The 12,578-nt window shown below is 51.3% G+C and carries 10 protein-coding genes; 6 read left to right on the top strand and 4 right to left on the bottom strand.

The genetic code is table 11. The annotated features are described in order from the left end of the window. Positions 1 to 35 precede the first annotated feature (35 nt). Complete coding sequence (gene cfa, locus SK39_RS14730) at positions 36 to 1,190, bottom strand: cyclopropane fatty acyl phospholipid synthase (RefSeq protein WP_003846231.1); 1,155 nt, start codon at positions 1,188 to 1,190, stop codon at positions 36 to 38. Between the two features lie 67 nt (positions 1,191 to 1,257). Here cfa and SK39_RS14725 point away from each other — a divergent pair, with 67 nt between their 5' ends. After that, positions 1,258 to 2,106 carry a helix-turn-helix domain-containing protein gene (locus SK39_RS14725; protein WP_003024755.1) on the top strand — a complete coding sequence of 283 codons (849 nt, stop codon included), beginning with the start codon at positions 1,258 to 1,260 and terminating at the stop codon, positions 2,104 to 2,106. Here SK39_RS14725 and SK39_RS14720 read toward each other — a convergent pair. Continuing rightward, entirely contained in the window at positions 2,103 to 2,885 is a 783-nt protein-coding gene (locus SK39_RS14720; RefSeq protein WP_032937334.1) for a siderophore-interacting protein, read from the bottom strand. The genes SK39_RS14725 and SK39_RS14720 overlap by 4 nt on opposite strands. Before the next feature lie 239 nt (positions 2,886 to 3,124). Here SK39_RS14720 and SK39_RS14715 point away from each other — a divergent pair, with 239 nt between their 5' ends. Continuing rightward, on the top strand, positions 3,125 to 3,799 hold the full coding sequence (locus tag SK39_RS14715; protein ID WP_032937333.1) for a PadR family transcriptional regulator: 675 nt from the start codon (positions 3,125 to 3,127) through the stop codon (positions 3,797 to 3,799). Positions 3,800 to 3,852: 53 nt separating this feature from the next. Here the strand turns inward: SK39_RS14715 and SK39_RS14710 are convergent, their stop codons facing one another. Continuing rightward, positions 3,853 to 5,373, bottom strand: coding sequence for a methyl-accepting chemotaxis protein (locus SK39_RS14710; RefSeq protein WP_003841468.1), 1,521 nt, complete (start codon positions 5,371 to 5,373; stop codon positions 3,853 to 3,855). A gap of 430 nt (positions 5,374 to 5,803) precedes the next feature. Here SK39_RS14710 and ygjG point away from each other — a divergent pair, with 430 nt between their 5' ends. Then, entirely contained in the window at positions 5,804 to 7,183 is a 1,380-nt protein-coding gene (gene ygjG / locus SK39_RS14705; protein ID WP_168150126.1) for a putrescine aminotransferase, read from the top strand. A 73-nt stretch (positions 7,184 to 7,256) separates the two neighbouring features. Here the strand turns inward: ygjG and SK39_RS14700 are convergent, their stop codons facing one another. After that, the gene (locus SK39_RS14700; protein ID WP_003024768.1) at positions 7,257 to 7,589 is read right to left on the bottom strand and encodes a tRNA-binding protein; all 333 of its coding nucleotides are present in this window, start codon (positions 7,587 to 7,589) and stop codon (positions 7,257 to 7,259) included. Between the two features lie 209 nt (positions 7,590 to 7,798). Between SK39_RS14700 and ebgR the strand changes: the two genes are divergently transcribed. The 3 genes from ebgR to SK39_RS14685 all read left to right on the top strand — a co-directional run bounded on the left by ebgR (position 7,799) and on the right by SK39_RS14685 (position 12,528). Continuing rightward, on the top strand, positions 7,799 to 8,782 hold the full coding sequence (gene ebgR / locus SK39_RS14695; RefSeq protein ID WP_003024771.1) for a transcriptional regulator EbgR: 984 nt from the start codon (positions 7,799 to 7,801) through the stop codon (positions 8,780 to 8,782). Positions 8,783 to 8,989: 207 nt separating this feature from the next. Further along, positions 8,990 to 12,082: a beta-galactosidase subunit alpha gene (gene ebgA, locus SK39_RS14690; protein WP_048217119.1), complete on the top strand. Its 3,093-nt coding sequence runs from the start codon at positions 8,990 to 8,992 to the stop codon at positions 12,080 to 12,082. Beyond that, entirely contained in the window at positions 12,079 to 12,528 is a 450-nt protein-coding gene (locus SK39_RS14685; protein WP_032937328.1) for a beta-galactosidase subunit beta, read from the top strand. The genes ebgA and SK39_RS14685 overlap by 4 nt, the downstream gene beginning before the upstream one ends. Positions 12,529 to 12,578 lie beyond the last annotated feature (50 nt).

Genomic DNA, 12,578 nt, shown 5'->3' with positions numbered 1-12,578 from the left:
AGGCCGGATAAGGCAACGCCGACATCCGGCGGACGTTAACGATAAACGCGGATCCCACCCTCTACGCCGCGGCTAAACAGCACCTGCCAAAGCTCAATATCTCTGGCGCGGAAAGCCCCTGCGCACGCGCATAAATAGTAATTAAACATTCTTCTGAAGGTGGCGGAATAACGTGATGACAGCTCCGGCCATGCCTGATTAAAGCGCTCATGCCAGGCCATCAGCGTTTTATCGTAATCGCTGCCGAAGTTATGCCAGTCTTCCATCACAAACCGTGATTCGCTGGCCTCGGCAATATGGGAAATCGCCGGTAAGCAGCCATTTGGGAAAATGTATTTATTGATCCACGGATCGACGCTCATCCCTTTTTTATTGCTACCAATGGTATGCAGCAGGAACAGTCCGTCTGGTTTTAAACAACGGTCGGCGATACTGAAATAGGTGTCGTAGTTTTTCGGCCCGACATGTTCAAACATCCCCACGGAGACAATGCGATCGTAGTGTTTATTAAGATCGCGATAATCCTGCAGCAGAATGTTAACGTCCAACCCTTCACAGCGCTGCTGCGCCATTTTCTGCTGCTCTTTGGAAATGGTAACGCCTTCTACTGCCACGCCATAATGACGCGCCGCATATTCCGCCAGCCCGCCCCAGCCACAACCGATATCGAGTAAACGCATACCTGGTTTAAGCTGCAACTTCTCGCAGATCATTTTTAATTTGGCATTTTGCGCATCGTTTAATGTGGTTGCATCTTTCCAGTAACCGCAGGAATATTGCATATGCGGATCAAGCATCAGCGCAAAGAGATCGTTACCAATATCATAATGTTCTTTACCGACGATCCATGCACGGCTACGTGACTGCAAATTAAACAGGCGCGCGCTGGCAATGCGTAAAATATCTTTCAGATTACCTGGCATCTGCTGGTCGAGTTTTGCTTTCAGGATTTTGCAGAACAGAATATCGAGCCGTTCGCAGTCCCACCAGCCTTCCATATAGCTTTCGCCAAGCCCTAATGAGCCTTGCTGCAATACTCGTTTAAAGAAACCGGTATGATGAAGTTGAATGTCCCAAGCGCGTGAGCCATTAATTCTGATATCCGCTTGTGAAAGCAGCTCTTTTCCCATTCGGGTCCAGTTATCATTTGTTTCATTGACGATGACAGCATCTGAACAAAGCGAGTTCATGGTATTTACCAAAAGTGGGCTAAAAATTATTACGCAAGATTATTATGGAAAAAAGAGTGTATGTATTATGATCCGCGGACAAGATCTATCGAGCAGCGGACACATCATCGGGAGTATTGACGATTCATTTATGGAAACTCTGGCGCAAAAACAGTGGAACTCCTTCCCGGATAACTCCATGACCGAACTGCCGCAGGACGTATTCTTTCGCTCTTATGTCCTGGAAGCCAACCACCATGTACCGCAGCATTCACACTCTTTTATGCAATTTCATTTCGCCCGCAAAGGCAGCATGCGCATTGATGTTGCCGGTAAGTGCTGGATAATCCCGGCGCATTATGGCATCTGGATCCCCAATAATACTGAGCATGCAGTTTGGGCATTGGATGATGTGTATTTAGAAAATCTGGATATTAAACCGGGCTTTCTTGAAGAGAGCATCAATGAATGCAAAGTTGTGGCTATCAGTGATTTCGCCAGAGAGTTTATTCATTACGCCACGAATTCAATTTCAGGTCATTATGATAGCCAGTCAAAAGAGGGCAAACTGGTTAGCGTACTGGTCGATATTATTCTGCAACTCCCGGAAGTCGCCTTTGTATTACCCTGGCCGCAGGATCGCGAATTAACCAAAGTATGCCGAACCATACAAGAATCCCCCGCCCTGGAGCATTCAGTTGAATACTGGGCGCATCATCTGGGTATGTCTGCCCGTACCTTTTCACGCCATTTCAAAAAAGAAACCGGATTGCCTTTCAGCGTCTGGAAGCAAAAAATGCGTATTCTGGAATCCGTATTAATGCTGAAAAAAAATAAAAGCGTGACCGCCGTGGCGCTCGACGTAGGATATTCAAGCACCGCGGCATTTAGCTATGCCTTCCGCCAGGCGTTTGGCGTTCCGCCATCTAATTATTAATCTGCCGCTTTACGCTGATGCCAGTAGGCTGCCGCACGCACCCGTTGAGGGTCAAACGCCTCGGTTTCAAAGCGAGCACTCAGGTTTTTTACCACCTTGCCTTCGCCAGTGATCCAGACGTAATAATCATCTGCGGGCACAGTTAGTTGCGAGAAGCGTTCATTCACCGCCTGCGCGTCATGGCCGATAAACCACTCAATAGTAAACCCGTCGAGATGGGCAAGATAATCCTGGTACGCCGCATCCTGCACGCTGACCAGCGCCGTGACGTTTGGACGTACCGCTAAACGGCTGAGCGACTCCAGGCGTCGGCGTAGCGCAGGCATTCCCGACTCATCGCACACATAAACCTGATACGCATAATCCTCTGGCACCACCAAAGAACCGCGCGGCCCGCCGATTGTCAGCTTGTCGCCCTCGCGGGCATTCATCGCCCACGTACTCGCCACGCCGCCATCATGAATATAGAAATCCAGCGCCAGCTCATGGCGCGCTTCGTCATACAACGGCGTGTAGTCACGGGAAAGCGGACGCACACCGTCAGCCCAGACAATGCCTTCATCGGTGACGACAGGCGGCACAAAGTGGCTGCCCGGTTCAGGGAAAAAGACCTTGGTATGGTCGTCAAAGCCGTGTGAGCTAAAACCGTCCAGAGCGTCACCGCCCAGTACAATGCGCTGAAAGCCCGCGCTAATACGCTCTACGCGCAGGACGGTAAGTTCCCGAAAACGCAGTTCATTGCGAACGCGCTGCGGGTAGCGTGAGGTGTTTTTTGTCATGTTTTCGCCTTCGTGAAAATAATAAGATATATCTAAATTCATTTTTAAATGATAATGATTGCTAATCAAGAAGATTGCAAGCACTTTTTTGATATAGTCACCGTCTGATTAAGTAGCTATCAAAAACCAATAAAAATACTAAGTAATCATAGACTTAAACAACATATAATTTGTAGACTTGCAAAATAATAGTTTTTAGATATAAATTAGATATATCTAAATAACATCAGGAGACGATGATGCAAAACCATCATGAAGGTTGCTGCAAAAATACAGAGCACCAACACGAAGGCTGCTGCAAGGGTGAAGGACATCACCACGAAGGCCGCCGCAACGAGCACCATGCAGGCTGCTGCAAAGGTGAAGAACATCGCCATGAAGGCTGTAACAAAGATCACCACCACGAGCACGGCTGCGGGCATCGCCATGGTCGCGGCGGCGGTGGTCGTCGCCAACGCTTCTTCGGTCACGGAGAATTACGCCTGGTCATTCTGGATATCTTGACCCGCGACGCCAGCCACGGCTATGAGCTGATAAAAGCGATTGAAACCCTGACTCAGGGTAACTATACCCCGAGCCCGGGCGTTATCTATCCGACGCTGGATTTCTTGCAGGATCAGGCACTGATCACCGTCAGCGACGAGGAAGGTGGGCGTAAACAGATTGCGATCACGACTCAGGGCCAGCAATGGCTGGATGAAAACCGTGAGCATCTGGGCCATATCCACGAACGGATCAAAGCCCGCTGCGTGGGTTTTGAATTACGCAAAAATCCACAGATGAAACGCGCGCTGGAAAATTTCAAAGCCGTGTTGGATCTACGCGTTAATCATGGTGATACCAGCGATGCGCAGATCAAAAAAATCATCGGTATTATCGATCGCGCTGCGCTGGATATTACTCAGCTGGATTAATCTGCACAGCAGGCGGAACCCGTTTGCCCGACGTTCCGCCTGTATTATTAGTATTAATGCAGCACCGTGACCGCATCTTCCAGACGACCCGCGCGATGTTTCACCATTGCGGAAATCTGCGCACTCTCTTCAACCAGTTCGGCGTTTTTCTGCGTAATGTTGCTCAGCTCATTCACCGCGCGGGTCAGGCTGGAAAGACCATCTGACTGTTCCAGCGTTGAGTGGCTGATTTGGGCGATCAGCTGAGTGACGTTTTGCACCTGCGCCACAATATCGTCCATCGTGCGTCCTGCGGCGTGAACCTGGTCGGATCCGGACTGCACTTTGTCGGCGCTGGCATCAATCAGCTTGCGGATATCATTGGCCGCACTGGCGCTGCGGCTGGCAAGATGACGCACTTCTCCCGCCACCACGGCGAACCCTTTCCCCTGCTCGCCCGCCCGCGCGGCTTCAACAGCGGCGTTCAAAGCCAGAATGTTGGTCTGGAAGGCAATATCGTTAATCAGCGTGGTAATGGTGCCGATCCGCTGGGTGCTGTTGGCGATATCGTCCATGGTTTTGATGACGGTATCCATCGCCTCACCGCCGTGCGTTGCCGCGCTGCTGGCGGCAATAGAGAGCTTATCAGCCGCCGCGGCGGTCTCTGAGTTTTGTTTTACCGATGCCGCCATCTGATTCATGGTGGTCACCGTTTCCTGCACGTTCTCAACGGTCTGCTGCGTATGCTTATTTAAATCATCGCTACCTTTTGCCAGCGTTTCGCTGTCGCTGCGCACGCAACTCACCTGGCTGGAGACGTCATGAATAAGCCAGCGACACATTAATCCCAGTTGGCCCACTGCTCGCAGCATCAGTCCCAGTTCATCGCTGCGGTTAAGATGCGACACGCTGTTCCGCTCACCGGTCGCCACTTTCAGCGCCTGACGGGTGACATTCTCAATAGGACGCACAATCTGCCATTCGAAAATAGCCGTTCCTAAAAGCATCACCAATGCACTCATCAACAGTAACGGCCATTCAGCACCCATTTGCTGCAATGCGACCGCTAGCAGGACAAACATGAATGCCATCACGCTGCGTACCCGCCAGCGAATCGGCATCGCCGGCAGTTTACCCAGCCAGCCTTTGCGTACCACCAACCCCTTATGGATACGCCGGTTGCAACGTCCTTCGTTCAGCGCTTTATATAAAGGCTCTACCGCTGCAATTTCCTCGTCAGTTGCCCGGGTACGAATCGACATATACCCGGTCACGCGTCCTTCCCGCACCATCGGCACCGCATTGGCCCTCACCCAGTAGTGATCGCCATTCTTACGCCGGTTTTTCACAATCCCGCTCCATGGCTCGCCCTGCTTCAGGGTGTACCACATATCCGCAAACGCCGCTTTTGGCATGTCCGGATGACGAACCAGATTGTGCGGCTTTTCGAGCAACTCATTCAGTTGATAGCCGCTGACCTGAACGAAGGTGTCGTTCGCATGGGTGATATAGCTTTGCAAATCGGTGGTCGACATGAGGGTGATATCATCATCCAGCGGTGTATTTTGCTGACTAACGTAGGGATGAGAAGACATGATTGCGTCCTGTGCAGGTTATCTGGTTGTTAACTCTTTCGGCTTATGTTATTTCGGCGATAATTTTTTTATCTTTAGTTGTTAAATTTGATTTAGATCGCAATTTGCGATTAAACCTCAAAAACTGTACGCATTCTAATCCATTGATTTAAAATACTTTCATCCAGTAACTATTCAATATCACTTCTACCAGCGCACTGTCACAGTGCAAATATTGCCCATTTTTAGAGCAAATTTGCGTTTATTCGATCTGTTTTCAGGCTCCTGGCCTGGGCAAAATGCCAGCAAATGTTAAATAATGGCATTAAATGTTGCGTAAATAAGATGTTTCCTGGTGTTTATCCCGATTTTTGCTAAGCGCGCCGGAATGGCGCAATCCCTGCAATACTTAAATCAGTATCATGTGATACGCGAGCTCCGGGAGCATATTTTGAACAGGTTACCTTCCAGCGCATCGGCCCTGGCCTGCAGCGCACACGCACTGAATCTCATCGAAAAGCGCACGCTTGATCATGAGGAAATGAAATCGTTAAACCGAGAGGTGATTGAGTACTTCAAGGAGCATGTCAATCCGGGGTTCTTAGAGTATCGAAAATCTGTAACTGCAGGCGGGGATTACGGAGCCGTAGAGTGGCAAGCGGGAAGCCTGAATACGCTTGTCGACACCCAGGGGCAGGAGTTCGTCGATTGCCTGGGTGGTTTTGGAATTTTCAACGTGGGGCACCGTAATCCAGTCGTGGTTTCCGCCGTACAGAATCAACTCGCGAAACAACCTCTGCACAGCCAGGAGTTACTTGACCCTCTGCGGGCCATGTTGGCAAAAACTCTCGCCGCACTGGCGCCCGGTAAACTGAAATACAGTTTCTTCTGTAACAGCGGGACCGAGTCGGTTGAAGCCGCTCTGAAGCTGGCGAAAGCGTATCAATCACCGCGCGGTAAATTTACGTTTATTGCCACCAGCGGCGCATTCCACGGTAAATCACTGGGCGCGCTGTCCGCCACGGCTAAATCTACCTTCCGCAAACCCTTTATGCCGCTGCTGCCGGGCTTCCGTCATGTGCCGTTTGGCGATGTTAACGCGATGCGCACCATGCTCAGCGAGTGTAAAAAGACCGGTGACGATGTCGCAGCCGTGATCCTCGAACCCATCCAGGGTGAAGGGGGGGTGATCCTGCCGCCACAAGGCTATTTAACCGCTGTTCGTAAACTTTGCGATGAGTTCGGCGCACTGATGATCCTTGACGAAGTGCAGACCGGGATGGGGCGTACCGGCAAGATGTTCGCCTGTGAGCACGAAAATGTGCAGCCCGACATTATGTGTCTGGCCAAAGCGTTAGGCGGCGGCGTGATGCCCATTGGCGCAACCATTGCCACCGAAGAGGTGTTCTCCGTCCTGTTCGACAATCCTTTCCTGCATACCACCACGTTTGGTGGCAACCCGCTCGCTTGTGCGGCTGCGCTGGCCACCATTAACGTCCTGCTGGAGCAAAATTTACCGGCTCAGGCGGAGCAGAAAGGCGATATGTTGCTGGATGGTTTCCGTCAGCTTGCGCGGGAATACCCGGACCTGGTACATGATGTACGCGGCAAAGGCATGCTGATGGCGATTGAGTTTGTCGATAATGAAATCGGCTATAACTTTGCCAGTGAGATGTTCCGCCAGCGGGTGCTGGTCGCTGGGACGCTGAACAATGCCAAGACGATCCGCATCGAACCGCCGCTAACGTTAACGATCGAGCAATGCGATCTGGTGTTGCGATCAACACGCAAAGCCCTGGCAGCATTACGGGTGAGCGTGGAGCAGATGTAACAGATGTCTGTCCGGCCTGCGTGAGCAAACGTAGGCCGGATAAGGCGTAGCCGCCATCCGGCATCAGCACAATTTAAACAATCCGCACGCCTGCAGGCATCACCCGTTCTGGCGTTAACAGCACGCTTTCGCTGCCATCGTCCGTCTCAGCGCACAGCAGCATACACTCTGATGTTTCACCGCGCATTTTGGCCTTTTGCAGATTACACAGCACCACCACCGTTTTCCCCATCAGCTCCTCTTCGCTGTAATAAGGCACCAGGCTGGTCACGGTTTGCAGCGTACGCTCTCCCACATCAACCTGTACGATATACAGCTTATCGGCATTGTCATGGCGCTTAACCTGTGCGATTTTTCCAACACGTATTTCCATGCGGGCAAAATCAGCAAATGCGACAGTATCCATTGTTTTCTCCTTTGGTAAAATTTTACTAAATACTAGCAAACTATTTTCCGGGCATTGTTCTCAAAAGCGGGGAAATGACGTATCCATCACACTCTGCAAGCCCAGTTTTACCCCGAGCATGTCAATTAAACGTGCTTTTTTTACTGAAAACAGATGAATAGATAAGCACTTCATTTACAATGCGCAGGTAACTCAGGGAAAAGGCAAACATGGCAACACTTAAAGACATCGCAATCGAAGCTGGCGTGTCCCTGGCGACAGTGTCCCGGGTTTTAAACGATGACCCCACGCTGAATGTAAAAGAAGAGACCAAGCATCGCATTCTGGAGATCGCGGAAAAGCTGGAGTACAAAACCAGCAGCGCCCGTAAGAACCAGACCAGCGCACTCGGCCCCCAGCATATTCTGGCGCTCTACAGCTATCAGCAGGATTTGGAAATCAACGATCCTTACTATCTCGCGATCCGCCATGGGATTGAAACCCAGTGCGAGAAGCTGGGGATTGAACTGACCAACTGCTATGAGCACAGTGGGTTGCCGGAGAGCAAAAACATTACCGGCATTCTTATTGTCGGCAAGCCTTCTCCTGCGCTGCGCGAGGCGGCAACAGCGCTTACCGACAACATCTGCTTTATCGATTTTCATGAACCCGGCAGTGAATATGACGCTGTCGATATCGATCTGGCCCGCATCAGTAAAGAGAGCATCGACTACTTCATCGCCCAGGGCGTGACCCGCATTGGCTTCATCGGCGGCGAAGATCAGCCTGGCAAGGCTGATATCCGCGAAGCCGCGTTTGTCGAATACGGTCGCCTGCAGCAGGTCGTTTCAGAACAGGATATTTATCGCGGCGGCTTCTCCAGTTCATCAGGCTATGAACTGGCCAAAAAAATGCTGGCGAAAGCCGACTATCCCAGCGCCCTGTTTGTAGCTTCTGACTCGATTGCTATTGGCGTTCTGCGCGCCATTCACGAGCGTGGACTGAACATTCCGCAGGATATTTCGCTGATTAGCGTTAATGATATCCCGACGGCGCGCTTCACCTTTCCTCCGCTTTCCACCGTACGCATCCATTCAGAAATGATGGGCAGTCAGGGCGTCAACCTGCTGTTTGAGAAAGCCCGCGACGGACGTGCACTTCCCCTGCTGGTTTTTGTTCCCAGCAAGCTGAAACTTCGCGGTACCACCCGCTAAAATCCCCCGTTAATCCGTCCGGTTTCTGCTGAAGCCGGGCGCGCATTGTCATGCATTCTTTTCTGCGCCCGAATTATTTTCGTGATCCAGTTAAAGTAAATCACCTCACTCGCTATATTTTAGTAAAATTTTTACTAAAATCACCATCAATTACACTTACTCACCATTAAAATGAATGGTTCCGATTTTTCTCCACCGGGAGGCCTTATGAATCGCTGGGAAAACATTCAGCTCACCCACGAAAATCGACTGGCGCCACGCGCATATTTTTTCTCTTACGACTCCGTTGCGCAAGCTCGCTCGTTTGCCCGCGAAACCAGCAGCCTCTTTCAGTTGCTGAGCGGTCAGTGGAATTTCCAGTTCTTTGAGCATCCGCTGCAGGTGCCGGAAGCCTTTACGTCGCAGTTTATGAGCGACTGGGGCAACATCACCGTACCCGGTATGTGGCAGATGGAAGGGCACGGCAAGCTGCAGTATACCGACGAAGGTTTTCCTTTCCCGATTGATGTCCCCTACGTACCGACCAATAACCCCACCGGAGCCTACCAGCGTATTTTCTCTCTCAGCGAAGGCTGGCAGGGTAAACAGACGCTGATTAAATTTGATGGCGTAGAAACCTACTTCGAAGTTTACGTGAATGGTCAGTACGTTGGCTTCAGCAAAGGCAGTCGCCTGACGGCCGAGTTTGATATCAGCGCGGTGGTGAAAACAGGTGACAACCTGCTGTGCGTTCGCGTCATGCAATGGGCTGATTCCACCTACGTTGAAGACCAGGATATGTGGTGGTCGGCGGGAATTTTCCGCGACGTCTATCTGGTCGGCAAACAGGCGACCCATATCCAGGATTTTACTGTTCGTACCGATTTCGATGATGACTATCGCGATGCCACCCTCTCCTGCGACATCGTGCTGGAAAACATCGCCTCCACGCCAACGATGGCATCGCTCGAATACACTTTGTTTGACGGTGAGCAGACGCTGCATAGCGGCGTGATTAACGCTCTGACAGTGGATAAACTCACCCGCACCGCGTTCAATTTCAAGGTCAGCGCACCACAGCAGTGGTCAGCGGAATCGCCGTATCTCTATCATCTGGTGATGACCCTGAAAGATGCCAGCGGCAACATCCTTGAGGTTGTGCCGCAGCGCGTCGGATTCCGCGATATCAACGTTCGCAACGGTCTGTTTTACATCAATAACCGCTATGTCATGTTGCATGGCGTCAACCGTCATGACAACGATCATCTCAAGGGCCGCGCGGTTGGTATGGATCGCGTAGAAAAAGATCTGCTGTTAATGAAGCAGCACAACATCAACTCCGTACGCACCGCCCATTACCCGAACGATCCACGTTTCTATGAATTGTGCGATATCTACGGTTTGTTCGTCATGGCCGAAACCGACGTTGAATCTCACGGCTTCGCTAATATCGGCGATATCAGCCGGATCACCGACGATCCGCTGTGGGAAAATGTCTACGTTGAGCGCATCGTACGCCACGTCCACGCGCAGAAAAACCACCCGTCGATCGTCATCTGGTCGCTCGGCAATGAATCCGGCTACGGCTGTAATATTCGCGCCATGTACCACGCGGCAAAAGCGCTGGATGACACGCGTCTGATCCACTACGAAGAAGATCGTGACGCCGAAGTGGTGGATATCATTTCCACCATGTACACCCGCGTACCGTTGATGAATGAGTTTGGTGAATACCCACATCCTAAACCGCGCATCATCTGCGAATATGCTCACGCCATGGGCAACGGCCCCGGCGGGCTAACGGAATATCAGAACGTCTTCTATCAGCATGATTGCATTCAGGGACACTATGTCTGGGAGTGGTGCGATCACGGGATTCAGGCCAAAGATGAAGACGGTAACGTCTGGTACAACTATGGCGGTGACTACGGCGACTACCCGAACAACTACAACTTCTGCCTTGATGGCCTAATTTATTCCGATCAAACCCCAGGCCCGGGTCTGCAAGAGTACAAGCAGGTAATTGCACCAGTGAAAGTGCGCGCGCAGGATCTGGCTCGCGGCGAGCTGCGGGTAGAAAACAAACTGTGGTTCACCACGCTTGACGACTACACCTTGCATATTGAGGTTCGCGCCGAAGGAGATACGCTTTCTGCTCAGCAGATAAAACTGCGCGACGTTCCTCCCAACAGCGATACGCTGCTGCAATGCACGCTGCCGGAGCTGGATGCGCGCGAGGCGTTCCTCAACGTCACCGTGACGAAAGATTCCCGCACGTTATACAGCGAAGCCGGGCATCACATCGCGACTTATCAGTTCCCGCTGAAGGCCAGAACGGCGACTGCCGTACCGTTCAGTCTGCAAAACGCCACCCCTTTGACGCTGGAAGAGAACCGCCAGAGCTGCACCGTTCGCGGTTATAACTTCCATCTGATCTTCTCAAAGCTGACCGGTAAACCCATTAGCTGGAACGTCAATGGTGAAGAGCTGATTACCCGCGAGCCGAAGATTAATTTCTTCAAACCAACCATAGATAACCACAAGCAAGAGTTCGAAGGCCTCTGGCAGCCAAATCATATACAGATAATGCAGGAGCATCTGCGCGACTTTACCTTTGAGCAAACCGAAGATGCGCTGCTGATAACCAGCCAGACGATTATCGCCCCGCCGGTATTTGATTTCGGTATGCGCTGCACCTATCGCTGGCGGATTGCCGCAGACGGTCAGTTGAATGTGGAGCTTTCCGGCCAGCCTTACGGCGAGTACCGGGACATTATTCCGTGCATCGGCTTCACGATGGGCATCAGCGGTGATTTGGGACAGGTGGCCTGGTACGGACGTGGTCCTGGTGAAAACTATGCCGATAGTAAGCAGGCCAACATCATCGACATTTGGCGCAGCAGCGTGGATGAGATGTTCGAGAATTATCCGTTCCCGCAAAACAACGGCAATCGTCAGGACGTACGTTGGGCAACGCTAACCAATCGTCACGGTAACGGTCTGCTAGTGATTCCGCAGCGCCCTGTCAACCTGAGCGCCTGGCGCTATACGCCAGAAAATATCTTTGCCGCACAGCACTGTAATGAGCTGCAGCACAGCGATGACATCACCCTCAATCTGGACCATCAGCTACTGGGCTTAGGTTCTAACTCGTGGGGAAGCGAGGTACTTGATTCCTGGCGCGTCTGGTTTACGTCATTCAGCTACGGCTTCACGTTGTTGCCGGTTTCCGGCAGTGAGTCTGGCGCTCAAACCACCGCCAACCGTGCCTTTGGCACCGGGTTCTTTTCCACGAATATGCACAGCGAGAATACAAAATGAGGATCATCGACAACTTAGAGCAGTTCCAGCAACGCTATTCTTCGGGTCGGAAATGGCAACGCTGCGTCGAGGCCATTGAAAATATTGACAATATTAAGCCAGGCGTCGCTCACTCTATCGGTGATTCTCTGAGCTACCGTGTAGAGACAGACTCTGCAACCGATGCGCTGTTTACCGGCCATCGTCGTTATTTTGAGATCCATTACTACCTGCAAGGACAGCAAAAAATAGAGTATGCCGCCAAAGAGGATCTCCAGGTGGTTGAATATTATCGCGATGAAACCGACCGCGAATATTTGAAAGGCTGCGGAAAAACCGTAGAAGTGCACGAAGGACAAATGGTTATTTGTGACAACCATGAAGCCTATCGTTTTATCTGTAATAGCGTAGTGAAGAAAGTCGTACTCAAAGTCACCATCGAAGATGGTTATTTTCATAATAAATAAAAAACACAGGCGGCGCCGACGTTGCGCCGCCAGTACCCTATAATAATCAG

Origin of the sequence: Citrobacter sp. BIDMC107, assembly GCF_001037575.1 — a bacterium.
Classification (GTDB): Bacteria; Pseudomonadota; Gammaproteobacteria; order Enterobacterales; family Enterobacteriaceae; genus Citrobacter; species Citrobacter freundii.
The sequence above is the reverse complement of the archived record's forward strand: the minus strand, read 5'-3'. Positions and strand labels throughout refer to the sequence as shown.